A 24389-nucleotide genomic window follows, 5' to 3' on the forward strand; every position below is an offset into this window, starting at 1 on the left:
CGGCCAAATACTAGTTACAGACGGGGAAACCGCTTTGTACGGACTTGAGGCCCGATCTCCCCAAGCCCCTCTGCAGGCACCATTTGGAAAACATTAGCTAATGACTACGATCCGCGTAAAAGAAAACGAACCCTTTGACGTTGCCCTGCGCCGCTTCAAGCGCACCATTGAAAAGCTCGGCCTGCTGACCGACCTGCGCGCCCGTGAGTTCTACGAAAAGCCCACCGCCGAGCGTAAGCGCAAGAAGGCTGCTGCCGTGAAGCGCCACTACAAGCGCGTGCGCAGCATGCAACTGCCCAAGAAGCTGTACTAAGTACCGCTTCGGCACCGTCCCTCATCGGACAGCCGCCAAACCCGCGCTAGGGACGCCAAGCGCGGGTTTTTGTTTTTGGGGTTTGCCAAAAGGCTTTCTGGCGTCGTTGCAACGCCTTGTCGTAGCCACACTACTGCCTGCGGCGTTGACGCCTAGCCAGAAAGCCTTTTGGCAAACCCCTGTTCTTGTCTAAAAACCAACCAAGGAAGCCGCCATGAGCCTCAAGGACCAGATCACCGAAGACATGAAAACCGCCATGCGCGCCAAGGACAGCGAGCGCCTGGGCACCATCCGCCTGCTGCAGGCCGCCATGAAGCAAAAGGAAGTGGACGAGCGCGTGGTGCTGGACGATGCGGCCATCGTCGCCATCGTGGACAAACTCATCAAGCAACGCAAGGACAGCATCACCGCCTTTGAAGGTGCGGGCCGCCAGGACCTGGCCGACAAGGAAAAATCCGAAATGGCCGTGCTGCAGGCCTACCTGCCCGAGCGCATGTCGGCCGAGGAAACACTGGCCGCCGTGAAGGCCATCGTGGCCGAACTGGGTGCCTCGGGTCCCGGCGACATGGGCAAGGTCATGGGCGTGGTCAAGACCCGCCTGGCGGGCAAGGCCGACATGGGCCAGGTGTCGGCTGCCGTGAAGGCGGCGCTGGCGGGCTGATCGCCCCCATCACAACCCAGTCAGTATCTTTTTGATAGCTGCTACCGCCTGCCAGACGGTCGGTAGCAGCTATTTTTGCTTCAAACCGGGGCGTTTGCGCCCGCTCCGGTCTCTGCGCCCCGCACCGCCCACCCGGAGCGGAAATGCGCCTGCAGAAACTCCACGCACACCCGCACCTTGGCCGAGCGCTCCAGCCGCGTGGGGTACACGGCCCACACATTGGCCTCCTGCCGCCACTGTGGCAGTACCTGCACCAGGCGCCCGGCCTGCAGGTGCGCGCCCACATCCCACAGCGAGCGCAGCACCACGCCGCGCCCGTCCACCGCCCATTGCACCGCCATCTCGCCGTTGTTGGCCGACAGCGGGCCGCGCACCTTCACCGACTCCTCCTGCGCCCCGCCGCGCAGGCGCCACACGCCGAATGGATGGTCGCGCTCCTTGATGACCAGGCAGTCGTGCGCGGCCAGGTCGGCCACCGTGCGCGGCGTGCCCTTGCGCTGCAGGTAGGCGGGCGCCGCGCAGAGCACCCGGTGGTTGTCCGCCAGGCGGCGGGCGATGAGGTGCGGGGCAATCTCATCGCCCACGCGCACATCCAGGTCAAACCCTTCGCCCGCCACGTCCACCAGCCGGTCGAACACCTCCAGTCGCACCTGCAGCCCAGGGTGCTGCTCCACCAGCCGCGACAGCGCCGGCGCCACGATCTGCCGCCCAAACCCGAAGCTGCTGCTCACCCGCAACAACCCACGCGGCTCGCTACGGGTGACGGCCACCTCCTGCAGTAGCTGTTCCATGTCGTCCAGGATGCGCTGTGCCCAGTGGAAGACGCGCTCGCCCTCCTCCGTCACCGCCACGCGGCGGGTGGTGCGGTGCAAGAGCCTCACCTGAAGGTCCTGCTCCAGCAGGCGGATGCGCTTGCTGACGTAAGCCGGGGAGGTGCCCAGCTCGGTAGCGGCAGCGCCAAAGCTGGATTTGCGCACCACCGCCGTGAACACGCGCAGGTCTTCGGCAGCGGGATTTTTATGCACGATATGTGAAGAATAAGACAACGATTGGCGGATTGTAGTTTTCATGGGCGTTTGGAACAATTGCGCTACCGGGCGACCCATCGTCGCGCACCTCCCCCCACCAAGGAAACGAGCAATGACCCAGCATGAGAAAACCTACCGCATCGCACTGATCGCCGGCGACGGCATTGGCAAGGAAGTCATGCCCGAAGGCCTTCGGGTGGTGCAGGCCGCCGCGCAGCGTTTCGGCATCCCGCTCGAAACCACCACCATCGACTGGGCCAGCTGCGACTACTACGCCCAACACGGCAAAATGATGCCCGACGACTGGAAAGCCCAGCTCTCGGGCATGGACGCCATCTTCTTCGGCGCCGTGGGCTGGCCCGCCACCGTGCCCGACCATGTCTCGCTGTGGGGTTCACTGCTCAAGTTCCGCCGCGAATTCGACCAGTACATCAACCTGCGCCCCGTGCGCCTGTTCGAAGGCGTGCCCTGCCCGCTGGCCGGCCGCCAACCCGGCGACATCGACTACTACGTGGTGCGAGAAAACACCGAGGGCGAGTACACCTCGCTGGGCGGCGTGATGTACGAAGGCACCGACCGCGAGATCGTGATCCAGGAATCGGTCTACTCCCGCCACGGCGCCCACCGCCTGCTCAAGTTCGCTTTCGACCTCGCCCAGAGCCGCCCCAAGAAGCATGTGACCCTGGCCACCAAGAGCAACGGCATCGCCATCAGCATGCCCTGGTGGGACCAGCGCGCCGAGGATGTGGCCCAGGCCTATCCCGCGGTCACGCTGGACAAGCAGCACATCGACATCCTGACCGCGCGCTTCGTGCTGCAGCCGGGCCGCTTCGATGTGGTGGCGGCCACCAACCTGTTTGGCGACATCCTCTCCGACCTGGGCCCCGCCACCACGGGCACCATCGGCCTGGCGCCCTCGGCCAACCTCAACCCCGAGCGCAAATTTCCCAGCCTGTTCGAGCCCGTGCACGGCTCTGCACCCGATATCTACGGCCAGAACATTGCCAACCCGATTGCAATGATCTGGTCCGGCGCGCTGATGCTGGACTTCCTCACGCAAGGCCAGGGCGCGGGCCGCGCGGCCCACGATGCCATCGTGGCGGCCATCGAGGAAACCATCAAGAGCGGGCCGCGCACACCGGACCTGGGGGGCACGGCCAACACCACGCAGGTGGGTGAGGCCATTGCGGCGCATGTTGCCAAGGGCTGAGCCCGTTCACTGCGCGCCCGTTGCAACCGGACTTGGAGTCGCCCGCAGGGCGACCACACGCCAAAGTGGCCTCACGACGCCCCCAGCGTGCAGACGGCACTGGTCCGACAAGAGAGGGCAGGCATGGACAAGCAGGATGCGCACTGGCGGCGCCTGCACGGTAGTCAAGTTCCCTGCAGAGAGTCTCCAGGCCCGGCCACCTCCTTCAGGCAGCCGACCAGCAAGGCCGTCACCGGCGTCATCCGCTGCCCGCGCAGCGTGATGAGCCCCACCGGCGGCAACTCCACCGCCACCGGCAGCTTCAGCACCGCCACCATCCCCTGCCCCGCGAAATGCTGCGCCACCGTGCGTGCCATGAAAGCCACCGCACCGCGCTGCCGCAGGAAGGAGATCTGCGACAGGAACGAGGCAGACTCGACGATGTCAGCCGGCGGATGCAGGCTGTGGGCAAAGAACTGCTGCTCCAGCTTCACCCGCAGAGACGCCCATGGCGGGGGCAGCACACAGGGCTGGCTGGCAATGTCCGCCCACTGCACCTTGCGCCTGCCGGCCAGCGGGTGGCCGGGGTGCACCACCGCCACCATGGGGTCTTGGTAGAGCGCCTCGGTCTCCAGGTCGGGTGAAGCGTAGCCGGGCTCCAGCCGGCCCACGAACAGGTCCAGCTCGCCCAGGCGCAGCTTGGGCAGCAGGCGCGTGAGGTCGCCCTCTTCGATGAGCACGGTGGTGTGGCTGGAGCGGGCCTTGAGCCGCTCCACCGCCTGCGCCAGCAGCACAGGCGTGGCCACCACCATCGCGCCCACGCTGGTGCGGCCCACCGCACCACTGGCCTCGGCTGCGATCTCATCGCGCGTGCGCTCATAGCCTGCCAACACCGAGCGCGCAAAACGCACCACGCTGGCGCCGGCTGGCGTAGGCTCGGTGCCGCGCGTGGAGCGCTCGAACAGCGGCAGGCCGAACATGCTCTCGATTTCCGCCAGGGTCTTGGAAACGGCGGGCTGCGTGACCGACAGGAACTCCGCCGCACGCCCCAGGTGCCGAAACTGGTCCAGCGCCACCAGCATCTGCAAGTGCCTCAGCTTGAGGTTGCTGCGCAGAACACGGTCAATTTGTGCCATGGTGAGTCCTTGTGAGTTCGTGTTTTCTGTTGCTGTGCACGATACATAACCAAAATGCAATGAAGACAGTCCATATTTTCATTGGATTGTTATGCAACGGTTTTGAACAATCGCAGCTCTCGATTCAAGAAACCACAGGAGACCAACATGCAGACTCCACGCAATGGACGGCGCCAGTTCGTCCTCGGTGCCCTCGGTGCCGCCACCCTTGCCACCACGTCCAGCCGCCTGTTCGCACAGGCATGGCCCGAGCGCCCCATCACCTTCATCTGCCCCTGGCCCGCGGGCGGCACGGCCGACCAGTCCATGCGCGCGCTGTGCACCGTGGCCGGGCGCATCCTGGGCCAGAGCATTGCGGTGGAGAACAAGGCGGGAGCCTCCGGCATGATCGGCTCCAAGGCACTGGCATCGGCCAAGGCCGATGGCTACACCATCGGGCAGATCCCCATCTCGGTCACGCGCTTCTCGCAGCTGGGCACGCTGCAGGCCGACCCGCGCAAGGACTTCACCTACATCGCGCGCACTTCGGGCCAGACCTTTGGCATTGCGGTGCCTGCCAGCTCGCCGTTCAAGACACTCAAGGACTTTGTGACCTACGCCAAGGCCAACCCCGGCAAGGTGAGCTACGCCCATGCGGGCGTGGGCGGCGCCACGCATGTGGGCATGGAAGAGTTCGCCAGCGTGGCGGGCATCCAGCTCAACCACGTGCCCTACAAGGGCGGCGCCGAAGCGCTGCAGGGCGTGCTGGGCGGCCATGTGGATGCGCTGGCCGATTCCAGCTCGTGGGCGCCGCATGTCGAAGCCGGCAAGCTGCGCCTGCTGGCCACCTGGGGCGATTTGCGCACGGTCCGCTTCAAGGACGTGCCCACCCTGCGCGAGCTGGGTTACGACGTGGTGGTGGACGCCCCCAACGGCATTGGCGCCCCCAAGGGTGTGGACCCTGCCATCGTGGCCAAGCTGCGCGACGCCTTCAAGCAAGCCGTGGCCAGCCCCGAGTTCAAGGCCGTGATCGACAAGCTGGACGCACCGCTGCTGTACCTGGACGGCCCCGACTACGAAAAGTACGTGAACACCGTCTACCAGAAGGAGACCGTGCTGATCGACAAACTGAAGCTGCGCGAGCTGATGAAGAGCTGAGCGCAGGGTGACGCACGAAGCACAAGCGCCCTGTGCCGGGCGCTGCCACGTTCAGGCCCCCATTGATGAAAGCCTCCATGCCCCGCACCGATAGCACCCTGCTGCACCTGCACCCCAACGACAACGTGCTGGTCGCCAAGACCGCGCTGGCACTGGGCCAGGACATTCCGGAACTGGGCCTGCGCACGCGCGCCCAGGTGCCAGCCGGGCACAAGATTGCCGCGCGCCGCATTGCAGCGGGCGAGCAGGTCAAGAAGTACGACACGGTGATCGGCGTGGCCACGCGCGACCTGGAGCCCGGTGACTACGTGCACAGCCACAACCTGCAGCTGGTGGACTACTACCGCGACCCGGCCTTTGGCGCCGATGTGCAGCCGGTGCAATACGTGCCCGAGGCCGAGCGCGCCACCTTCCAGGGCTTTGTGCGGCCCGGGGGCGGCGTGGGCACGCGCAATTTCATCGGCATCCTGTCGTCGGTGAACTGCTCGGCCACCGTCATCAAGCGCATTGCCGCGCACTTCACGCCCGAGCGGCTGGCCGCCTACCCCCACGTGGATGGCGTGGCCGCCTTTGCGCAGACCAGCGGCTGCGGCATGTCCTCGCCCAGCGAGCACTTTGATGTGCTGCGCCGCACGCTGGCAGGCTACGCACGCCACCCCAACCTGGCAGGCGTGCTCATCGTGGGCCTGGGGTGTGAACGCAACCAGGTGGATTCGCTGGTCGATTCGCAGGGGCTCAAAGAAGGCAAGCTCATGCGCACACTGGTGATGCAGGACGTGGGCGGCACCCGCGTGACCATCGAGGCGGGCATCCGCGCCATCGAGGCAATGCTGCCGATCGCCAACGAGGCACGGCGCACCACCGTGAGCGCCAGCCACCTGAAGATTGGCCTGGAGTGCGGCGGCTCGGATGGCTTCTCGGGCATCACCGCCAACCCCGGCCTGGGCGCGGCCATGGACATTCTGGTGCGCCACGGCGGCACCGCCATCCTGAGCGAAACACCCGAGATCCACGGCGTGGAGTTCATGCTCACGCGCCGCGCCATCACCCCCGAGGTGGGCCAGAAGCTGCTGGACCGCCTGGCCTGGTGGGAGCGCTACACCGCCGGCCAGAACGCGCAGTTCAACGGCGTGGTGGGCCATGGCAACCAGGCGGGCGGGCTGGCCAATATCTTTGAAAAATCGCTGGGCAGCGCCATGAAGGGCGGCACCACCCCGCTGCGCGCGGTGTACGAATACGCCGAACCCATTACCGAAAGCGGCTTTGTGTTCATGGACTCGCCGGGTTACGACCCCGTGGCCTCCACCGGCCAGATCGCCAGCGGCGCGCAGCTCATCTGCTTTACCACCGGCCGTGGCTCCATGTTCGGCAGCAAGCCCGCGCCCACCATCAAGCTGGCCAGCAACACGCCCATGTTCACCCGGCTGGAGGAAGACATGGACATCAACTGCGGTGTGGTGATCGACGGCGAGTGCACCGTTCCCGAACTGGGCCAGCGCATCTTTGCGCAGATCCTGCGCCATGCCAGCGGCGAGGAAACCAAGAGCGAGCTGCTGGGTCTGGGTGACCACGAATTTGTGCCATGGCACATGGGGATAGTCAGTTGATCCCCCCTGAGTCGCCTGCACTGGCACAGCGAAAGAACAAGGGAAACCAAACGCTCCTAAAAAATAGCTGCTAGCGCTTATCCGATGAACGCCAGAGCCACATTCCATTCAAACCCATGTCCGCATCCCTGACCCTCACCCGAGCCGACCTCATCCGCAGCGCCAACTTCATCGCCGGCCAGTGGAGCGAAGGCACCTCCGCCCGCCTGGATGTGACCAACCCCGCCACCGGCGCCGTCATCACCTCCGTGCCCGACTCGGGTGCGGTGGAGGCGCGCGCCGCCCTGGACGCAGCCCACGCCGCTTTTGCCACCTGGCGCAAAGTCCCCGCCAAGCAACGCGCAGCCATCATCAAGCGCTGGAACGACCTCGTGCTGGCCCACCAGGACGATCTGGGCGCCCTGATCTCCATGGAGCAGGGCAAGCCCCTGGCCGAAGGCAAGGGCGAGGTGACCTATGCGGCCAGCTACATCGAATGGTTTGGCGAAGAGGCCACGCGCATGAATGGCGAAGTCATTCCCGCCCCGGTCTCCGGCCGCCGCATGTTGGCCCTGAAGGAGCCCGTCGGTGTGGTGGCCGCCATCACGCCCTGGAACTTCCCGGCCGCCATGATCGCCCGCAAGATCGCCCCGGCCCTGGCCGCAGGCTGCACCGTGGTCTGCAAGCCGGCCGAAGACACGCCACTGACCTCCCTGGCTTTGGTGCAGCTGGCCCATGAAGCCGGGGTGCCTGCCGGGGTGCTGAACATCGTCACCGCCTCGCGCCAGAACACACCGGCCGTGGTGGATGTGTGGCTGGACGATGGCCGCGTGCGCAAGATCACCTTCACCGGCTCCACCCCGGTGGGCAAGCACCTGGCACGTCGCAGTGCAGACACGCTCAAGAAGCTCTCGCTGGAGCTGGGGGGCAATGCACCCTTCATCGTGTTTGACGATGCCGACCTGGATGCGGCGGTGGACGGCCTGATGGCCGCCAAGTTCAGAAACGGCGGCCAGACCTGCGTGTGCCCCAACCGGGTGTTTGTGCACCGCAGCGTGTTCGATGCCTTTGCCGCCAAGCTGGCGGGCAAGGTGGCAGCGCTCAAGGTGGGCCCGGCCAGCGACCCGGCCTCGCAGATCGGCCCCATGATCAATGACCGGGCGGTGGAGAAGATCGAGCGCCATGTGCAGGATGCCGTGGCCAAGGGCGCCAAGGTGCTCACGGGCGGCCAGCGCCTGACCCACCTCGGCCCCAACTACTACGCGCCCACCGTGCTCGGCGGGGCGGATGCCCGCATGGCCTGCGCCTGCGAGGAAACCTTTGGCCCCGTGGCGCCGCTGACGGTGTTTGACGACGAGGCCGAGGTGATTGCACAGGCCAACGACACCCCGTTCGGGCTGGCGGGGTACTTCTACAGCCAGAACGTGCGCCGCATCTGGCGCGTGGCCGATGCGCTGGAGACGGGCATCGTCGGCATCAACGAAGGGGCACTGGCGGCCGAGGCCGCTCCCTTTGGCGGAGTGAAGGAATCGGGCTACGGGCGCGAGGGATCGACGCACGGGCTCGACGACTACCTGCACACCAAGTATGTCTGCCAGGGGCAGCTGGATTGAGGTAGCCACGCCCCGCAGCACAAGACGCGACAGAGGTCCGCCACGACGGGCCACGCAACAGGTCACCCAAACCATTCAACCAAGGAGACAAGCCCATGAGCATTACCAAAGCCCTCTCACGCCGGCCCATTCTGGGCGCCATCGCCGGCATGGCACTGGCGTGCGCCCTGCCCCTGGCGCATGCGCAAGCCCCCTTCCCGAGCAAACCCATCACCATGGTGGTGCCCTACCCCGCCGGTGGCGCCAACGACATGCTGGGGCGCCTGATCGGGCAGAAGATGGGCGAGGCGCTGGGCACACCCGCCGTGGTCGATAACAAGCCCGGCGCCGGGGCCCTGCTGGGCGCGGGCATTGTGGCGCGCGCTCCAGCCGACGGCTACACCCTGCTGGTGGGCGGCCTGGCCACCCACGCGGCCAGCCCCAACCTGCTCAAGGCCGACTACGACCCACTGAAGGACTTCGAGCCCATCGGCATGATCGGCCGCGCGCCCATCGTCGTCATCACCGCTACCGACTCGCCCTACAAGACGCTCAAAGAGGTGGTGGATGCCGCCCGCAAAGACCCGCAGGCCATCATGTACGGCTCGTCGGGCAATGGTTCACCCCTTCATCTGGCGGGCGAGCTTTTCCTGTCGATTGCCAAGGTCAACATGACCCACGTGCCCTACAAGGGCGGCAACGCCCACATCATCGATTTGATCGGCGGCCGCGTGCCCGTGATTTTTGACACCGCCACCAACTCCATGCCCCTGCTGCGCGGCGGCAAGGTGCGGGCGCTGGCCGTGGGCAGCGCCACCCGCCTGCACGACCTGCCCGATGTGCCCACCCTGGCAGAGCTGGGCTACCCGCAGTTCGAGTTCTCTGCCTGGTACGCGCTGTTTGCTCCGGCCAAGACCCCGGCCGATGTGAGCGCCAAGCTCTCTGCCGCCCTGGCCAAGACGCTCAAGCTGCCCGAAGTGGCCAGCAAGCTGGGCGACCTGGGCGTGACGGTGGGCAGCGGCAACGCGAGCGAGCTGCGCACCTTCCTGGCCCCCGAATACCAGCGCGTGGGCAACCTGATCAAGACCGCCAAGATCAAGGCCGACTGACGACGACACTCTCCTGGCGCGTGGTGCCAGGAGGGGCAGCCTGCGGCAACGCCAGACATCACTACACACCCTTTGGAGACACCCATGCCCGACGGCCTGCTGCAACAGCACCCCGATGACGCCACCCGCCAGGTGGCCGACCTGCCCTCCCCCCGCGTTCAGGCCCACGCCGCCAACCTGATGGTGCTGGGCGATGGCGCCCTGGCCTGCGTGTGGTTTGGCGGCTCGATGGAGGGGCGCTCGGACATCTCGGTCTTCATGTCCCGCCTGGCTCCCGGGACCCGGCAGTGGTCCGAGCCCGTGCAGCTGTCGCACGACGCTGAGCGGTCAGAGCAAAACCCCGTGCTCTTCCCGGCCCCCGATGGCACCCTGTGGCTGCTGCACACGGCCCAGCAGTCGGGCCACCAGAACACCGCCGTGGTGCGCGTGCGCCGCTCGACCGATCACGGCCAGACCTGGTCGCCCACAGAGACCCTGGCCGACGCCCCCGCCGGCACCTTTGTGCGCCAGCCCATCCATGTGCACCACGACGGCAGCTGGCTGCTGCCCGTGTTTTACTGCCGGGCCGAAGCCGGCCAGCCCTGGGACGGCAGCCACGACGACAGCGGCGTGCTGCGCTCCACCGACCAGGGCCGCACCTGGCAGCGCATCAGCGTGCCCGGCAGCCTGGGCTGTGTGCACATGAACATCGTGCCGGCGGCCAACGGCCAAAGCCTGCTGGCCTTCTTCCGCAGCCGCTGGGCCGACCACATCTACCGCACCCAAAGCGACGATGGCGGCCTGACCTGGCAAACACCCCAGCCCACCCAGCTCCCCAACAACAACTCGTCGGTGCAGGCCCTGCGCCTGGCCGATGGGCGCCTGGCCATGATCTTCAACGCCAGCAGCGCCGCCAACGCCACCGAGCGGCGCGAGTCGCTGTACGACGAGCTGGAAGACACCTGCAAAGGCGCCCAGGGTGCCACCGTGGCCGCCCCGCCCGCACGCAAGGCCTTCTGGGGCGCACCGCGCGCGCCCATGACGCTGGCCCTGTCGGCCGACGATGGCCTGACCTGGCCCTGGCAGCGCCACCTGGAAGTGGGCGACGGCTGGTGCATGAGCAACGACTCCGAGCGCGGCCGCAACCGCGAATACTCCTACCCCTCGCTGCGCCAGGATGCCGACGGCACCCTGCACCTGGCCTACACCGTATTCCGCCAGCACATCCGCCACGTCCGCCTGCAGCCAGACTGGGCCACACAACAACCCTGAACCAAGCATGAGCCAAGCCACTTTCCACGTACTCGTCACCGCCGCGCACTGGGCCCCTGAAGCCCAGGCGCTGGTACAAGCCGCAGGCGGCCAGATCCACTTCATGGCCGAGCCCATCACCGAAGACCACCTGATCGCCCGGCTGCTGGAGACCGGTGCCCAAGTGCTGCTGGTGCGCGGCATCAAGCCTGTGAGCCAGCGGGTACTGCAAGCCGCACCTGCGCTGCGCCTGGTGGCCAAAAACGGCGCAGGGGTGGACGGCATTGACCTGGAAGCCGCCCGCGCGCGCGGTGTGGCGGTGGCCGTGGCCCCAGGAGCCAACGCCCGCGCCGTGGCCGAGCATGCCGCGGCCCTGATGCTGGCCCTGGCGCGCCAGCTGCCCCTGCTGGACCGCATGGTGCGCGCTGGCCAGTGGGCCCCCAGCGCCTGGCAGGGCCGCGATTTTCGCGATGCCACGGTGGGCATCATTGGCTACGGCGCCATTGGCCGGGGCACGGCGCAACTGACCGCCGCGCTGGGCGCGCGCGTGCTGGTGCTGCGCCCCCATGGCCAGGCCGATGGCTTTGCCACCGAACCCGATCTGCACCAGCTGCTGCCCCAGGTGAACATCCTGAGCCTGCACTGCCCGCTGACCGAGCGCACCCGGGGCCTCATCGGTGCACGGGAGCTGGCGCTGCTGCCCCAGGGCAGCCTCCTCATCAACACCGCGCGCGGCCCGGTAGTGGACGAAGCGGCCCTGGTGGAAGCCCTGCGCAGCGGCCATCTCGAAGGCGCGGGCCTGGACACCTTTGACACCGAACCCCTGCCCGCCACCCACCCCCTGGCCCAGCTGCCCAATGCCTTGCTCACGCCGCATGTGGCGGGCGTGACCAGGGGGGCGTCGCTGCAGGTGTCCACCATCACGGCACGCAACATCGTGGACCACCTCACCGGCCCAGGTGCACCTGCCCAGCACCGCATGGCCTGAGAATCCACCCACCGAAACCAAAGCACCGCCCGAAACGCCTGCACTGTCTTCAGCACGCTGCCGAGCCTCTTATTGCCCCCACAGAACCATGCCAGCCCACAACCCCTTCAAAACCGCCCTGGCCGAGCGCCGCCCGCAAATCGGCCTGTGGCTGTCGATGGCCGACCCGTACCTGGCCGAAGCCGCTGCCGCCACCGGCTACGACTGGCTGCTGATCGACGGCGAGCACGCCCCCAACGACCTGCGCAGCACCATGGGCGCGCTGCAGGCGGTGGCAGCGCACCCGTCGCACCCCATCGTGCGCCTGGTGGAAGGCAGCACCGCCCTCATCAAGCAGATGCTGGACATCGGCGCCAAAACGCTGCTGGTGCCCATGGTGGACACGGCCGAACAGGCGCGCAGCATTGTGGCGGCCACGCAGTACCCGCCCCTGGGCATTCGCGGCGTGGGCAGTGCCGTGGGGCGCTCGTCGATGTGGAGCAGCCGCAGCGACTACCTCTCGGTGGCCGACGACGAAGTCTGCCTGCTGGTGCAGGCCGAAACAGTGACGGCCCTCACCCACCTGGAGGCCATTTGCGCGGTGGATGGCGTGCACGGCGTGTTCATCGGCCCCGCCGATCTGGCCGCATCGATGGGCCACCGGGGCAACCCTGGGCACCCCGAGGTGCAGGCCGCCATCGAGGGCGCCATGAAGACCATCATCGCCAGCGGCAAGGCGGCGGGTACCCTCACCTCGGACCCTGTGCTGGCCCAGCGCTACCTGGACTTGGGCTGCACCTTTGTGGCCGTGGGGGTGGATGTGCTGATGTTTGCCAATGCAGCGCGCAAGCTGCGCGGGCAGTTTGCCGGTGCCACCGCTGCGGCAGCACCGGCCAGGGCCAGCGCGGCGTATTAAGCGGCATGCAGGGTGCTGCGAAACCTCGCCGGCGCTCCGCAAGCACCACACCCAACAAAAAGGCTCCGGGAACCCAGGAGCCTTTTTGCGTGAGGCCTTGTCGCCAGCCAGTTATCAGCTGCCCGCCACCTTCATGCGGTTGACCAGGATGGAGCCCACGGTCTTGGCACCGTAGTTGTAGGTGTCGGCGCCCACGGCCTCGATGCCCTTGAGCATGTCCTTGAGGTTGCCCGCGATGGTGATCTCGTGCACGGGGAAGGCGATCTTGCCGTTCTCCACCCAGAAGCCGCTGGCGCCGCGCGAGTAGTCGCCCGTCACGTAGTTCACGCCCTGGCCCATCAGTTCCACCACAAAAAGGCCCGTGCCCAGCTTCTGCAGCATGGCATCGAGGTTGTCGCCGGCCTGCGTGAGGCGCGAGGTCATCACCAGGTTGTGCGATCCACCGGCATTGCCCGTGGTCTTCATGCCCAGCTTGCGCGCCGAGTAGCTGGACAGGAAATAGCCCTGCACCCGCCCGCCCTGCACCACCTTGCGCGGGGCCACGCGCACGCCTTCTTCGTCAAAGGGCGAGCTGCCCTTGCCACGCAGCACAAACGGGTCTTCCAGAATGTCGATGTGCTTGGGAAACACCATCTTGCCCAGCGAATCGAGCAAGAAGCTGCTCTTGCGGTAGAGCGAGCCGCCACTCACGGCCTGCACAAAACCGCCCAGCAGGCCGGCAGCCAGGGACGATTCAAACAGTACCGGGCATTGCGTGGTGGGAATCTTGCGTGACCCGAGGCGGGCAAGCGCGCGCTGGGCGGCATAGCGGCCCACGGCCTCGGGCGAGGCCAGTTCGGCCGCGTTGCGCATGGAGCTGTACCAGGCATCGCGCTGCATCTCGGCATTGCGGCCGGGCAGCGAGGCGATGGGGGACACCGAAAAGCTGTGGCGCGAGCTGGCATAGCCACCCCGAAAGCCCCGCGTGTGCGCGCTGAAGAAATGGCTTTGCTGTGCCGACACGCCGGCACCTTCGCTGTTGGTGATGCGGCGGTGGGTCTTGAGGGCGGCGGCCTCGCACGCCATGGCCAGTTGCGCGGCCTCTTCGCTGGTGATGGCCCAGGGATGGAACAGGTCCAGGTCGCGATGCGTATCGGCCGGTGCAATGTCGGCCTCGTCGGGCAGGCCGGCCATGGGGTCTTCGGCGGTGAAGCGGGCGATGTCGTAGGCGGCCTGCACGGTCTGCTCGACGGCCTTGTCCGAAAAGTCCGACGTGCTGGCATTGCCACGGCGGTGGCCGATGTACACCGTCACGCCCAGCGACTTGTCGCGGTTGCGCTCCACGTTCTCCAGCTCGCCCTTGCGCACACTGACCGACAGGCCACAACCCTCGGAGGCCTCGGCGCCTGCGTCGGTGGCACCCAGTTTCTTGGCATGCGCCAAGGCACGGTCCACCAGGTCTTCAAAGAACGGACGGCTGTAGCTGAAGCCGCGCTCCGGAGCGGGCGAAATCGCGGCGGCTGGGGCGGAGGCCGCAGCGCCAGTGGCGCGGGAGGCGCGTTGGGTGGGTTTGTTCATAGCGGCGGCTATGATACTTGCCGCTGTGGTGCGCGCTGCGCCACCTCTCTCTTTGCCCCCACCCATGTCACGCAAACCCAAAAAAGGCTACTTTGTGCGAGGCCAGTTCGTTGCCGAAGGCAGCGAGCTGGACATCCAGCTCAAGGCCGAACTCAAAGGCACGCCCGATGCCAGCCGCACCGATCTCAAACGCGAGAGCGATGAACTGCAGGACCTGGGCAAGGAGTTGCTGACCCTGCGCGCCGACCTGTTCGACGCCGTGGGCCTGCCCGACAAGCTGGTGGAGGCGCTGGCCGAGGCCAAGCGCATCACCAACTTTGAAGGCAAGCGCCGCCAGATGCAGTACGTGGGCAAGCTCATGCGCAAGCTCGAACCCGAGCTGGTGCAGGCCGCCCGCCAGGCCCTGGAAGAGCAGCACAAGGGCTCTGCCACCGAAAAGCTGCAACTGCACCTGGCCGAACAATGGCGCGACCGCCTGATTGCCGACGACGACACGCTGGCCGCCTGGATGGCCGAGCACCCCACCACCGACACCCAGCAGCTGCGCGCCCTGATCCGCCAGGCGCGCAAGGACGCACAGCCCGCAGGCAAAGAGGCCAATGTCCAGGTCTCGCAAGGACTGGCGCCCCGCAAGGGCCGTGCGTACCGCGAGCTGTTCCAGCTGGTGCGCGAGCACCTGGGCGGCACCGGCACGGCAGATGCCGGCGACACCGACGAGGAGAACGACGATGAGTGAAGCCGTCCACGACGCCGTCAAGATCGGCATCGTCTCCATCAGCGACCGCGCCAGCACTGGCGTTTATGAAGACAAGGGCCTGCCCGCACTGCAGGACTGGCTCACGCGTGCGCTGCACAACCCCATCACCTTCGAGCCGCGTCTGATCCCCGATGAACAGTCCGGCATCAGCGCCACGCTGATCGAGCTGGTGGACGCTGGCTGCAGCTTGGTGCTGACCACCGGCGGCACCGGCCCCGCGCTGCGCGACGTGACGCCCGAGGCCACGCTGGCCGTGGCGCACAAGGAGATGCCGGGCTTTGGCGAGCAGATGCGCCAGATCAGCCTGAAGTTCGTGCCGACCGCCATCCTCTCGCGCCAGGTGGCGGTGATCCGGGGAAACAGCCTCATCATCAATCTGCCCGGCCAGCCCAAGGCGATTGCAGAAACGCTGGAGGGGCTCAAGGACGCCGACGGCAAGCAGATCGTGCCGGGCATCTTTGCGGCCGTGCCGTACTGCGTGGACTTGATCGGCGGGCCTTACCTGGAAACGCGCGACGAGGTGTGCAAGGGGTTCCGGCCCAAGAGCGCAGTGCGGCCACCGCGAGAAACTCCTTAGCCTCCCGATGTCAATGAACAGTCCTTTCCCAAGGAACTGTCCAGAATGCCCCCAAAGAATGGGGCACGCAATTCGAATCGAGCTCTCAGTCCCATGCCAATCTACCGCTGCAATGAATGTAGTTTTGTCTCGGAAGACGCAGTGACCACCATAGGCACGCGCGTGGCCTGTGGGCGCTGCGGCACCCCCTGCATGGTGTACGGCACCGTGTTCTACGTCGAGAAACTTGTTGAGCGTTATTTTTCTGCGCTGCGCGAAGTTGCAGCGCTGCAGCAAGCAGACAAACCCGCCGCCGATGCGGGCACCGCGCAAACAGCAGCAGAAGACTCATCTTCTTCTGCTGCGGCGCTCACTAGCATTGACCCCAACAACACAACGCTGCTGGCAACCGCAGAACAGCACGCTCCGTTGCTGGCATGGTTTGCCGCCCGCCAGATCGAGGCACGGTTCGATTACGCCTTGGTAGACACCAGCGGCTTCTTCGATGATGCCGCCCGCATGCTGGGCGAAGGCTTTGGGCTATACGCCGAGTTGATCGACCGTGTGCGCTTTGCTTACCGGAAAAGTCATGGCTGGATCAACCTCGAACTGGGCAAGCTGTCTCAAAAGGACGCCCAGGCCATCAACACGCTGTGCCGTCAGCTCTATAGCCATACCTTCTTCGCGCGCTACCACTACCAGAAGCCGGAAAAGATCGTTCGCCTGACGCTGCAGACGGCGCCTGCCATTCGGCAGTTCTTTGACGGCGGATGGCTGGAGTGGTACGCATTCATGGAACTGCTGACACAACTGCGCATGCACGGGCGGGGAGCATCCTGTGCGCGAAGTGTCAAAGTGGTCTTCCCGAATGAAGACCTGCACGAACTGGACGTCATCGCGTTACCGGACGGTCAATCGCCCATTTGCATCGAATGCAAGTCTGGCGAGTTCCGCCGAGACATCGACAAATACCTGCGCCTGCGCAAACGTCTGGGGATAGACCGCAGCCGTTTCATCGTCTGTGCAACAGATCTCACGGACGAACAGGCAGCGGGTCTCACGAAGATGTATGAGCTGACCTTCGTCAATCTCAGCTCTCTCAAGCCACATCTGGAAACCCTGGTTTAAGCTCCCCGGCTGGCGCTACTTGCCCACCAGCTCGTTGAGCTTACCCGCCTCGAACTGCTCCTTGATCGCCGCATCACACGGCACGCAGTCCTTGGCCTGCTGGTTGGAGGCCGAGAGTTTTTCGATGGCCTGCCACAAGAGCGCAATCTGGTGCTCTTGCGATGAGGCGTTGTCGATCAACCCGCGCATGGCCTGGGAGAGCGGGTCGTCCTCCTGCGTGATGCCATAGGCGGTGAACTTGCGTGTCGGCTGCGATTCGGTCACGTCGGCACTCTGGCCCTCTTTGGACGGGATGATGCGCGCCGGTATGCCCACCGCCGTGGCGCCTGCAGGCACCGGCTTGATGACCACGGCGTTGGAGCCGATCTTGGCGCCGTCGCCCACCTCAAACCCGCCCAGCACCTTGGCGCCCGCGCTCACCACCACGTCCTTGCCCAGGGTGGGGTGGCGCTTGGTGCCCTTGTACAGCGAGGTGCCGCCCAGGGTCACACCCTGGTAGATGGTGCAGCCGTCGCCGATCTCGGCGGTCTCGCCCACCACCACGCCCATGGCGTGATCGAAGAACACGCGCTCGCCGATCTTGGCGCCGGGGTGGATCTCGATGCCGGTGAACCAGCGCGCGAAGTGCGAGATGAAGCGGCCCAGCCACTTGAGGCCATGGTGCCAGCACCAGTGCGCCGGGCGGTGCAGCCAGATCGCGTGCAGGCCCGGATAACAGGTGATCACCTCCCACGTGCTGCGCGCGGCAGGATCGCGGTCGAGGATGCACTGGATATCGGAACGCAGGCGGGCGAGCATTGGTTGTTATGGTTATTTGTAAATGGGCTGCACAGTCTATCGTTTCGCCTGCGCGGTCTCGATCATGGCCTTGGCGACACCTCTCAAGATGTGGATTTCCTCGGGGCTGAGCTGCGCGCGGTTGAAAAGCTGGTTAAGGCGAGGCATGAGCTTCTTGGGCGCGGCCGGGTCGAGAAAACCGATACCGGTGAGCGCCTGCTCCCAGTGGGCCAGCATCCCGGCCACCTGGGCGGCATCGGCCTGCACGCGGGCGGGCGTGGCCTCCTGCACCGCAAACCCGCCCAGCGCCTGGCGCCATTCGTAGGCGATCACCTGGATGGCCGCGCCCAGGTTGAGCGAGCCAAAACCCGGGTTGGTGGGAATCGACAGCGCCACATGGCAGCGGTACACATCCTCGTTGGCCATGCCGAAGCGTTCGGAGCCAAACAGAAAGGCCACGCCCGACTCGGCCGCCGCACCGTCTGGCTTTACAGCATTTTCGACCTCCAGCGCTTGCCCATCCATCGCTGAAAGCGCTCTTTTCAAGAGCTTTTCAAAGTGCGCGCGGGGGCTGGCCGTGGGCGGGCCAAAGTCGCGTGGCGTCATGGCGGTGGCGCACAGGTGGCTGACGCCATCGAGCGCTTCGTCCAGCGTGGCGACGATGCGTGCGTTCTCCAGCACATCGAGAGCGCCGCTGGCGCGCTGGATGGTTTCCTCGCGCCGCAGCACATTGGACCAGCGCGGCGCCACCAGCACCAGGTCGTCAAAACCCATGGTTTTCATGGCGCGGGCGGCGGCGCCCACATTGCCGGCGTGGCTGGTTTGAATGAGGATGAATCGGGTACGCATGGAGAAATCAGAAAGAAACAAGGGGCCACCGGGGCATGCGCCATTGTCGCCGCTGGCCCGGGCCGGGCCGGGCGGAGGTGCCAGCCCCAGCGGCCGGGCGCCGCCTGCAGGGCCGCGCACCCTGCGTGGGTGTAAAACTCTGTGCGTGGCATGGGCGTTGTGCACTGGTGTGGCGACCCGGACGTTAAGGGCCTGTTGAAGGTCGCTTTGGCACCTCGCACCTCACTCCACCGCTTTCCCACTTTCAACCATCCCTCCATGCACGCTCCCTCCTCCATCGCCAGAACCCTGGGCAGCTGGCTGCTGCTGGCGTTTGCCCTGCTGCTGTCGTCCACGGCCTGGGCGCAGCGCGACGAAGGCCCCTACCAGATCCTGCAGGCGGTCTATGGCACCGACCAGTACAGCATCGACGTCACCGACCGTCTGCGGCAACTGGCCCGCCGCGACCAGCGCTTTCGGCTCACCAATGACCTGTTCGGCGCCGACCCGGCCCCCGGCCTGCGCAAGATGCTGCGCATCCATGCCCGGGGACCCGACGGCCAGCCCCGCAACTTCGACTTCAGCGAATACAGCTGGGTGGATGGCGCGCAGTTCACGGGCTGGCGCAGCGGCCGCTGGGGCCGGGGCTACGACAACGATGACCGGCAAGGCTGGAATGGCGAGGACCAGGGCAGGTATGGCTACGCTGACCGGGACCCTCTCGACATCCGGCAGGCCACCTATGGCACGCCGCAATCGCGCTTCGATGTGACGCCACAGATCCGCCAGCTGCTGCGGGGCGGGCAGCGTTTCCAGCTGAACAACCAACTCTTCAATGGCGACCCGGCGCCGGGCCAGCGCAAAACCCTGCAGATCGTGCTGGGTGGATTTGGCAGCCAGCCCGAGATTCTCGAATACGGCGAAGGCAGCTGGATCGACGGATCGCGGATCGCGCAGGCCCGCGCCCAACTGTGGGAGCAGCGCGGCGGGCGCTACGATGCAGACCACGGCTACGTCAACATCGAGCGCGCCCTCTACGGCAACGGTTACCGCCAGGTGGACATCACCGCGCGCCTGCGCAGCTTGGTGCGTGACGGCCGGCTGGAAGTGGCGGTGGACAACCAGCTCGCCGGCGCAGACCCCGCCCCCGGTGAGCGCAAGAGCCTGATGGTGGAGTTCAGCCTGGGCCAGGGGTCGGTGCAGCAAACCACCGCACGCGAAGGCCAGTGGCTGCAGCTGCCCTGAAGCGCCGCTGAATCTGCGGGATGGCGGAGATGGATGAGCCCCCCGCAGCCTGGTACCCGCCCCGCGCCCAGCGGTTTTTGGGCGCAGCGGGTAGAATCCTTCCCCTTGCCGCCGCATCGCCGGTCCACGCCTTGTCCCAAGGCCCCTGTCCTTCACCCACAATTTATGTCGTCCACCCTGCACCCCATGCTCAACGTGGCCATCAAGGCCGCACGCGCCGCCGGCGCCATCATCAACCGCGCGGCCCTGGACGTGGAATCGGTGCGGATCTCGCAAAAGCAGATCAACGACTTCGTGACCGAAGTGGACCACGCGTCCGAAAAGATCATCATCGAGACGCTGCTCACGGCCTACCCCGGCCACGGCATCCTGGCCGAAGAATCGGGCACCGAATACGGCGCCAAGGATTCCGAGTTCGTCTGGATCATCGACCCGCTGGACGGCACCACCAACTTCATCCATGGCTTTCCCGTCTATTGCGTCAGCATTGCGCTGGCCGTGAAGGGCAAGATCGAGCAGGCCGTGATTTACGACCCCTCGCGCAATGACCTGTTCACGGCCACCAAGGGCCGCGGCGCCTACCTGAACGAGCGCCGCATCCGCGTGAGCAAGCGCACCCAGCTCAAGGACTGCCTGATCTCCACCGGCTTTCCTTTCCGCCCGGGCGACAACTTCAAGAGCTACCTGGCCATGATGAGCGACGTGATGCAGCGCACCGCGGGCCTGCGCCGTCCCGGCGCTGCCGCGCTGGACCTGGCCTACGTTGCCGCGGGTTTCACCGATGGATTCTTTGAAACCGGCCTGTCGATCTGGGATGTGGCGGCGGGCTCGCTGCTGGTGACGGAAGCCGGCGGCCTGGTGGGCAATTTCACAGGTGAGGCCGACTTTCTGGAGCAGCGCGAATGCCTGGCCGGCAACCCGCGCATCTACGGCCAGCTGGTGCCCATCCTGGGCAAATACAGTAAGTTTGCGAGCGCGGGTGACAAGGCCGCCGTGCGCCAGGCGGCTGCCGCCGACACCCAGGAAGCAGATGGCGCTGCGGACACGGCAGAATCTGCCACCCCACAGGCCGACACAGCCAAGGGCGAAGACGCGCCGTTCTGACCCGCCTTCGCACCGAGAAGCCACGCTCGCGACGAGCCGTGCTCAATCGCGGGGAGCCATAGCTCCTTCGCACAGGACCCTGGCAAGAAAGCCGCCGATGCTCGCAACACGGCGGCTTTCGGCATTTTGGTCTCGAAGCTACGCTGCCTGTAAACCCATGCCATGGCGTTTCTCAGAAAAACAGTTGTCGTCTGAAACATTGCGCCTGGACTACGCCACCACCCCCATGATGGCGCATCAAGAGCGCATGCCTCGAAAACCCGCATGCACCATGGTTTTCCTGGAGCAAACAGCGATGCGCAGCTTCGCGTCGAGGTCGACGGCCAGCTCCGAGAGCAACTCCAAGGACCGGGCGTTGAGCTTGTCCGGACCTGCGTGAAGCACCAAAGCTTCATCCCGCGCCGACACCAGATGGGCGATCTCAGGCAGGCACATGCGGACAGTCGATTCGATCACCGCGTCTATCTCCGGGTGGCCCGTTTCAAGCTGCATCGACGCCAGCAGCTCGACCGTGAGGTCGGATCCCAGCATCAGATCCCCCGTCACCCAACTGTTGACCGTGAATAGCGATATGGGCAGGCCCTTGGCGTCGAAGCCGATGGCTAGCAGGTGTCGCGTGTGCGCGTCCGAGGCCGGCTGCCCGCAGAGCCGCGCAAACGCCTTTTCGGAGCGCGATTGCAGCCTCCGCCCCCACAGCGGACGCCTGGCAAAGAGATGGATGTGCCCATGCTCGATGGCGCCGGGGCGGTCCTCGGGGCTGTGCGAGTGGTAGAACCACTGGTAGCCGCGGCCCGCGTCGATCGCGTCGTCCTCAGGGTAGTGGCTCCATTGCTTCGGGAGCGCGCCTCCAAGCAAGCCGCCCAACAGATGCTCCCCCCGCTCTGCCAAGGCTCCATAGACCGCAAGCAGGCGTGGGCCAGCGCCGGGATCATTTGACAAGCGCCCGTTGGAGCGCCGGCCCGCGGACATCTCGCTCAGCTCTTGGGCGCGCACTTCGCGCCGCATTTCGGAGCGCACTTCTTGGCGCCGCATTTCGCGGCGTTCTTCTTGGGCGCGCACTTTTTCGCGCCGCACTTCGGAGCGCACTTGGACAGGCCGGCCTGGGGCGCGCACTTGGCGCCTTCCTTCCTGTCTTGGGCCGCGGCGGGCAGCGCCAGGGTCGCGGCGGTCAGCGCCGCCAGGGTCAATTTCAAGCTTGTCTTCATATCCAGTCCTTGGGTTGGTTTCGGTGGCGAGGACGATCCTCGGAGGCTAAGAGGGGTCCCGGCCGCGATCGGATTCGCGGGAACTCAAAAATAGTTGGCAGGCCACGGAAACAGCCGCAGCGGCAGCGCGCTCAGAGCGATCCTCGAGCCGCCGATCCAGTCGACGGGGCGGTTCAAAAGAAATATTTCTCCGGCCGCGAACCCTTTTGCCGCCCTGGCCCCTCTTAGAGCCAAACACACTCCAAGGAACCACCATGAAAAAGCTCGCTTCCATCCTGCTCTGCTCGCTGCTGGGCGCCCTCGCCGCCTCGACCGCCCTCGCGGCCGGCGACCCGGGAGCTCAAATCACTCGCCCGCCCGGCTACCAGCCCAAGGCGGGCGACGTGGCGCTGGGAGAAAAGCTCTTCAACGACACCAAGCTCTCCACCAACGGCATGAGTTGCGCGAGCTGCCACGCCAACCATGGCGCGTTCCAGGTGAGCTTTGCCAAGCCCTATCCCCACACGGTCGCCATGGCCCGGGACCAGTTCGGCCGCAAGACCGTCCATCTCGACGAAATGGTCCAGGGCTGCATGGTCATGCCGATGGCCGCCAAGCCGCTGCCTTGGGACTCCAAGGAGCTGGCGGCCTTGACGGCCTACACCGCGTCGCTGCAAAAAACCTTCAAACCATCCAAGTAAGCGCCAAGAAGCTTCCCATGAAGCTCGCCCAGGCCGCCGCCATCCTCGCCCTCTCCGCCGTCGCATTGATCGCCGCGGCCGGCGAGATCAAGCACTACACCCAAGCCGAGTTCGACAAGCTCATCGGTGCCGCGCTGCCCGCGGTGGCGCTGGCCTACGTAGGGCGCGGCGCGATGGCGCGATGCGCGGAACGCTCATGCAGGCCGGCAAGGCTGGCAAGACGATCATGGGAGGCATCATGATTGCCTTGGCCGCGATGATCCTGTCCGGGGCGGACAAGCCCATCGAAACCTGGCTGGTGGATCATGCACCGGCCTGGCTCACGCAATGGACCACTCGTTTCTAACCCTGATTTCCTGGGATCTTTATGGCCATCAAAGCAGCAACCTTCGATACCGGCGGAACCGTGCTGGATTGGCACACCGGCATCCGCGACGCGCTGGCCGTGGTGGGTCGCGCGCATGGTGAGGAGCGGGACTGGGGCGTGTTGACCAACCAGTATCGGCGTCTCGCGATGAAGAGGATCGTCGGCCAAGTCCAACCCGCATTCAACATGGACGACGTCCACGTCCACGCGCTGGAAGAGCTCCTGAACGCCAACGGCCTGTCCGTGTTTTCGCCAGCCGATCGGGCGTGGATCGCGAACACCTGGCACAGGCTTTCGACCTGGCCCGATTTCGCCGCGCCCTTGCGCGAGATCCGCAGCATCATCCCCGCGATCTCCTTCACCATGCTCCCGCTGTCGCTGGTGGTGGATGTGTCGCGGCTCAACGGCATCGCATGGGACGCCGTCATCTCCTGCGAAGCCATCGGCTACTACAAGCCCGACCCCAGGGCCTACCGGCAAGCGGCCAGATGGCTCGCGATGGATCCTTCCGACATCCTCATGGTCGCTTGTCACAACTTCGACCTCAACGCGGCGCGCGCATGCGGCTTCAAGACCGCCTTCGTCCGCAGACCCGAGGAGTGGGGTTGCGAGCCCCCGCCGGACCCGACTCCGCATCCCGATTGCGATTACGTCTTCGACACATTTGACGAGCTTGCCGAGACTGTGCGGGCCATCGCTCCCCCAAAAGCAAAACCCGCTCCGTCTTGAAACATTGCCTGAATACAGGTTTGCTGACCCCTAACACATCCAAAGGAAATCCAATGACAGTCTCTCTCCCTCGCGCAATCGCCAGTGCCAGTCTTCTCGCGGCGAGCATGCTTGTCGGCTCGGCTGCCATGGCCGATCCGCTCAGCGTGCAAGCCACCATGGTCCCCAAAGAGCAGATTCAGCTCGACTTCAAGGATGGCTCGGGCCACTTCGTGCTGATGGTTCGCCGCGAAGGCACGGCCGCTGGCTCAGGCCTGCTCGACGGCGCCCAGATCGTCGAATTTGGCCGCCACGACATCATCCCGGGCGTGGCTGGAGACCCCAGCGGCTACCTGGTGGCCACCAAGGGCGAAGGCAACGTCGCCTACATCAAGTGGACCGTGCGGGCCGTCTTCCTTCCTGCCAAGGACGGCAAGCCCCAGATCAACGACAACGGGTTCTGGGAAGTCGTCTCCGGCACGGGCGCGTTCAAGGGCCTCAAAGGCGCCGGCACCCTCCACATCAAGGCAGCCAACCCCACCGACCGCATCTTCATCCTGGACGGCCAGATGGTTCCCCAGGCGAATTGAATTTCAAGGCAGGGCGAGCATGC

General features: G+C 65.9%; 25 protein-coding genes. 19 read left to right on the forward strand and 6 right to left on the reverse strand.

Features of this window, described 5'->3' with window-relative positions; translation table 11 throughout:
- Positions 1–100 precede the first annotated feature (100 nt).
- Both rpsU and AC1RDS_RS01255 read left to right on the forward strand, forming a co-directional pair.
- Entirely contained in the window at positions 101–313 is a 213-nt protein-coding gene (gene rpsU, locus AC1RDS_RS01250; protein WP_007833691.1) for a 30S ribosomal protein S21, read from the forward strand.
- Positions 314–527: 214 nt separating this feature from the next.
- The gene (locus tag AC1RDS_RS01255; RefSeq protein ID WP_287876903.1) at positions 528–974 is read left to right on the forward strand and encodes a GatB/YqeY domain-containing protein; all 447 of its coding nucleotides are present in this window, start codon (positions 528–530) and stop codon (positions 972–974) included.
- An 80-nt stretch (positions 975–1054) separates the two neighbouring features.
- Here the strand turns inward: AC1RDS_RS01255 and AC1RDS_RS01260 are convergent, their stop codons facing one another.
- Entirely contained in the window at positions 1055–2044 is a 990-nt protein-coding gene (locus AC1RDS_RS01260) for a LysR substrate-binding domain-containing protein (RefSeq protein WP_492226622.1), read from the reverse strand.
- Between the two features lie 70 nt (positions 2045–2114).
- Here AC1RDS_RS01260 and AC1RDS_RS01265 point away from each other — a divergent pair, with 70 nt between their 5' ends.
- Positions 2115–3212: a tartrate dehydrogenase gene (locus tag AC1RDS_RS01265; RefSeq protein ID WP_287876899.1), complete on the forward strand. Its 1098-nt coding sequence runs from the start codon at positions 2115–2117 to the stop codon at positions 3210–3212.
- 164 nt (positions 3213–3376) lie between these two features.
- On the opposite strand, the gene AC1RDS_RS01270 is transcribed toward AC1RDS_RS01265, so the two are convergent.
- Positions 3377–4327 carry a LysR substrate-binding domain-containing protein gene (locus AC1RDS_RS01270; protein WP_287876897.1) on the reverse strand — a complete coding sequence of 317 codons (951 nt, stop codon included), beginning with the start codon at positions 4325–4327 and terminating at the stop codon, positions 3377–3379.
- A gap of 147 nt (positions 4328–4474) precedes the next feature.
- Between AC1RDS_RS01270 and AC1RDS_RS01275 the strand changes: the two genes are divergently transcribed.
- The 7 genes from AC1RDS_RS01275 to AC1RDS_RS01305 all read left to right on the forward strand — a co-directional run bounded on the left by AC1RDS_RS01275 (position 4475) and on the right by AC1RDS_RS01305 (position 12864).
- Positions 4475–5464 carry a Bug family tripartite tricarboxylate transporter substrate binding protein gene (locus AC1RDS_RS01275; RefSeq protein WP_287876896.1) on the forward strand — a complete coding sequence of 330 codons (990 nt, stop codon included), beginning with the start codon at positions 4475–4477 and terminating at the stop codon, positions 5462–5464.
- Positions 5465–5541: 77 nt separating this feature from the next.
- Positions 5542–7071 carry a UxaA family hydrolase gene (locus tag AC1RDS_RS01280; RefSeq protein ID WP_287876895.1) on the forward strand — a complete coding sequence of 510 codons (1530 nt, stop codon included), beginning with the start codon at positions 5542–5544 and terminating at the stop codon, positions 7069–7071.
- 116 nt (positions 7072–7187) lie between these two features.
- Positions 7188–8663 (forward strand): NAD-dependent succinate-semialdehyde dehydrogenase, encoded by a 1476-nt coding sequence (locus tag AC1RDS_RS01285; protein ID WP_287876893.1) that lies wholly within the window; start codon positions 7188–7190, stop codon positions 8661–8663.
- 95 nt (positions 8664–8758) lie between these two features.
- Positions 8759–9751 carry a Bug family tripartite tricarboxylate transporter substrate binding protein gene (locus tag AC1RDS_RS01290; RefSeq protein ID WP_092698792.1) on the forward strand — a complete coding sequence of 331 codons (993 nt, stop codon included), beginning with the start codon at positions 8759–8761 and terminating at the stop codon, positions 9749–9751.
- Positions 9752–9835: 84 nt separating this feature from the next.
- Complete coding sequence (locus AC1RDS_RS01295; protein ID WP_287876892.1) at positions 9836–11002, forward strand: sialidase family protein; 1167 nt, start codon at positions 9836–9838, stop codon at positions 11000–11002.
- Between the two features lie 7 nt (positions 11003–11009).
- Positions 11010–11969 carry an NAD(P)-dependent oxidoreductase gene (locus AC1RDS_RS01300; protein ID WP_092698788.1) on the forward strand — a complete coding sequence of 320 codons (960 nt, stop codon included), beginning with the start codon at positions 11010–11012 and terminating at the stop codon, positions 11967–11969.
- 88 nt (positions 11970–12057) lie between these two features.
- Positions 12058–12864, forward strand: a complete 807-nt coding sequence (locus AC1RDS_RS01305; RefSeq protein ID WP_287876890.1) for an HpcH/HpaI aldolase/citrate lyase family protein — start codon at positions 12058–12060, stop codon at positions 12862–12864.
- Positions 12865–12978: 114 nt separating this feature from the next.
- On the opposite strand, the gene pmbA is transcribed toward AC1RDS_RS01305, so the two are convergent.
- Positions 12979–14421, reverse strand: coding sequence for a metalloprotease PmbA (pmbA, locus tag AC1RDS_RS01310; protein WP_287876889.1), 1443 nt, complete (start codon positions 14419–14421; stop codon positions 12979–12981).
- A gap of 64 nt (positions 14422–14485) precedes the next feature.
- Between pmbA and yjgA the strand changes: the two genes are divergently transcribed.
- The 3 genes from yjgA to AC1RDS_RS01325 all read left to right on the forward strand — a co-directional run bounded on the left by yjgA (position 14486) and on the right by AC1RDS_RS01325 (position 16862).
- Positions 14486–15157 (forward strand): ribosome biogenesis factor YjgA, encoded by a 672-nt coding sequence (gene yjgA, locus AC1RDS_RS01315; RefSeq protein WP_287876888.1) that lies wholly within the window; start codon positions 14486–14488, stop codon positions 15155–15157.
- Positions 15150–15755: a molybdopterin adenylyltransferase gene (gene mog, locus AC1RDS_RS01320; protein WP_287876887.1), complete on the forward strand. Its 606-nt coding sequence runs from the start codon at positions 15150–15152 to the stop codon at positions 15753–15755. Before yjgA ends, mog begins: the two co-directional genes overlap by 8 nt.
- A gap of 93 nt (positions 15756–15848) precedes the next feature.
- A complete protein-coding gene (locus AC1RDS_RS01325; protein WP_287876885.1) occupies positions 15849–16862 on the forward strand; it encodes a PDDEXK family nuclease in 1014 nt (337 codons plus the stop codon).
- A gap of 15 nt (positions 16863–16877) precedes the next feature.
- Here AC1RDS_RS01325 and cysE read toward each other — a convergent pair whose 3' ends face one another.
- Positions 16878–17660: a serine O-acetyltransferase gene (gene cysE / locus AC1RDS_RS01330; RefSeq protein WP_287876884.1), complete on the reverse strand. Its 783-nt coding sequence runs from the start codon at positions 17658–17660 to the stop codon at positions 16878–16880.
- A gap of 36 nt (positions 17661–17696) precedes the next feature.
- Entirely contained in the window at positions 17697–18488 is a 792-nt protein-coding gene (locus tag AC1RDS_RS01335; protein WP_287876883.1) for an RNA methyltransferase, read from the reverse strand.
- A 258-nt stretch (positions 18489–18746) separates the two neighbouring features.
- Here AC1RDS_RS01335 and AC1RDS_RS01340 point away from each other — a divergent pair, with 258 nt between their 5' ends.
- Both AC1RDS_RS01340 and AC1RDS_RS01345 read left to right on the forward strand, forming a co-directional pair.
- On the forward strand, positions 18747–19712 hold the full coding sequence (locus tag AC1RDS_RS01340) for a DnaJ-like protein C-terminal domain-containing protein (protein WP_287876881.1): 966 nt from the start codon (positions 18747–18749) through the stop codon (positions 19710–19712).
- A gap of 165 nt (positions 19713–19877) precedes the next feature.
- A complete protein-coding gene (locus AC1RDS_RS01345; RefSeq protein WP_287876880.1) occupies positions 19878–20816 on the forward strand; it encodes an inositol monophosphatase family protein in 939 nt (312 codons plus the stop codon).
- Between the two features lie 237 nt (positions 20817–21053).
- Here the strand turns inward: AC1RDS_RS01345 and AC1RDS_RS01350 are convergent, their stop codons facing one another.
- Positions 21054–21902: a DUF6969 family protein gene (locus tag AC1RDS_RS01350; protein WP_348705201.1), complete on the reverse strand. Its 849-nt coding sequence runs from the start codon at positions 21900–21902 to the stop codon at positions 21054–21056.
- Positions 21903–22275: 373 nt separating this feature from the next.
- Between AC1RDS_RS01350 and AC1RDS_RS01355 the strand changes: the two genes are divergently transcribed.
- From AC1RDS_RS01355 to AC1RDS_RS01370, 4 genes are all read left to right on the forward strand, one after another.
- A complete protein-coding gene (locus AC1RDS_RS01355) occupies positions 22276–22701 on the forward strand; it encodes a c-type cytochrome (protein WP_092698766.1) in 426 nt (141 codons plus the stop codon).
- Positions 22702–22718: 17 nt separating this feature from the next.
- Entirely contained in the window at positions 22719–22943 is a 225-nt protein-coding gene (locus AC1RDS_RS01360) for a hypothetical protein (RefSeq protein ID WP_092698764.1), read from the forward strand.
- Positions 22944–23068: 125 nt separating this feature from the next.
- On the forward strand, positions 23069–23797 hold the full coding sequence (locus AC1RDS_RS01365; RefSeq protein WP_492226623.1) for an HAD-IA family hydrolase: 729 nt from the start codon (positions 23069–23071) through the stop codon (positions 23795–23797).
- A gap of 53 nt (positions 23798–23850) precedes the next feature.
- Positions 23851–24366: a hypothetical protein gene (locus AC1RDS_RS01370; RefSeq protein WP_244273682.1), complete on the forward strand. Its 516-nt coding sequence runs from the start codon at positions 23851–23853 to the stop codon at positions 24364–24366.
- The last annotated feature ends 23 nt before the right edge of the window (positions 24367–24389 follow it).

The sequence above is a fragment of the Acidovorax sp. GW823-FHT02H02 genome (assembly GCF_058797075.1).

What these genes read in the sequence shown, in the direction of transcription:
- rpsU (WP_007833691.1), top strand. Translation starts at nt 101, where the DNA reads ATGACTACGATCCGCGTAAAAGAAAACGAACCCTTTGACGTTGCCCTG.
- AC1RDS_RS01255 (WP_287876903.1), top strand. Translation starts at nt 528, where the DNA reads ATGAGCCTCAAGGACCAGATCACCGAAGACATGAAAACCGCCATGCGC.
- AC1RDS_RS01260 (WP_492226622.1), bottom strand. Translation starts at nt 2,044, where the DNA reads ATGAAAACTACAATCCGCCAATCGTTGTCTTATTCTTCACATATCGTG.
- AC1RDS_RS01265 (WP_287876899.1), top strand. Translation starts at nt 2,115, where the DNA reads ATGACCCAGCATGAGAAAACCTACCGCATCGCACTGATCGCCGGCGAC.
- AC1RDS_RS01270 (WP_287876897.1), bottom strand. Translation starts at nt 4,327, where the DNA reads ATGGCACAAATTGACCGTGTTCTGCGCAGCAACCTCAAGCTGAGGCAC.
- AC1RDS_RS01275 (WP_287876896.1), top strand. Translation starts at nt 4,475, where the DNA reads ATGCAGACTCCACGCAATGGACGGCGCCAGTTCGTCCTCGGTGCCCTC.
- AC1RDS_RS01280 (WP_287876895.1), top strand. Translation starts at nt 5,542, where the DNA reads ATGCCCCGCACCGATAGCACCCTGCTGCACCTGCACCCCAACGACAAC.
- AC1RDS_RS01285 (WP_287876893.1), top strand. Translation starts at nt 7,188, where the DNA reads ATGTCCGCATCCCTGACCCTCACCCGAGCCGACCTCATCCGCAGCGCC.
- AC1RDS_RS01290 (WP_092698792.1), top strand. Translation starts at nt 8,759, where the DNA reads ATGAGCATTACCAAAGCCCTCTCACGCCGGCCCATTCTGGGCGCCATC.
- AC1RDS_RS01295 (WP_287876892.1), top strand. Translation starts at nt 9,836, where the DNA reads ATGCCCGACGGCCTGCTGCAACAGCACCCCGATGACGCCACCCGCCAG.
- AC1RDS_RS01300 (WP_092698788.1), top strand. Translation starts at nt 11,010, where the DNA reads ATGAGCCAAGCCACTTTCCACGTACTCGTCACCGCCGCGCACTGGGCC.
- AC1RDS_RS01305 (WP_287876890.1), top strand. Translation starts at nt 12,058, where the DNA reads ATGCCAGCCCACAACCCCTTCAAAACCGCCCTGGCCGAGCGCCGCCCG.
- pmbA (WP_287876889.1), bottom strand. Translation starts at nt 14,421, where the DNA reads ATGAACAAACCCACCCAACGCGCCTCCCGCGCCACTGGCGCTGCGGCC.
- yjgA (WP_287876888.1), top strand. Translation starts at nt 14,486, where the DNA reads ATGTCACGCAAACCCAAAAAAGGCTACTTTGTGCGAGGCCAGTTCGTT.
- mog (WP_287876887.1), top strand. Translation starts at nt 15,150, where the DNA reads ATGAGTGAAGCCGTCCACGACGCCGTCAAGATCGGCATCGTCTCCATC.
- AC1RDS_RS01325 (WP_287876885.1), top strand. Translation starts at nt 15,849, where the DNA reads ATGCCAATCTACCGCTGCAATGAATGTAGTTTTGTCTCGGAAGACGCA.
- cysE (WP_287876884.1), bottom strand. Translation starts at nt 17,660, where the DNA reads ATGCTCGCCCGCCTGCGTTCCGATATCCAGTGCATCCTCGACCGCGAT.
- AC1RDS_RS01335 (WP_287876883.1), bottom strand. Translation starts at nt 18,488, where the DNA reads ATGCGTACCCGATTCATCCTCATTCAAACCAGCCACGCCGGCAATGTG.
- AC1RDS_RS01340 (WP_287876881.1), top strand. Translation starts at nt 18,747, where the DNA reads ATGCACGCTCCCTCCTCCATCGCCAGAACCCTGGGCAGCTGGCTGCTG.
- AC1RDS_RS01345 (WP_287876880.1), top strand. Translation starts at nt 19,878, where the DNA reads ATGTCGTCCACCCTGCACCCCATGCTCAACGTGGCCATCAAGGCCGCA.
- AC1RDS_RS01355 (WP_092698766.1), top strand. Translation starts at nt 22,276, where the DNA reads ATGAAAAAGCTCGCTTCCATCCTGCTCTGCTCGCTGCTGGGCGCCCTC.
- AC1RDS_RS01360 (WP_092698764.1), top strand. Translation starts at nt 22,719, where the DNA reads ATGAAGCTCGCCCAGGCCGCCGCCATCCTCGCCCTCTCCGCCGTCGCA.
- AC1RDS_RS01365 (WP_492226623.1), top strand. Translation starts at nt 23,069, where the DNA reads ATGGCCATCAAAGCAGCAACCTTCGATACCGGCGGAACCGTGCTGGAT.
- AC1RDS_RS01370 (WP_244273682.1), top strand. Translation starts at nt 23,851, where the DNA reads ATGACAGTCTCTCTCCCTCGCGCAATCGCCAGTGCCAGTCTTCTCGCG.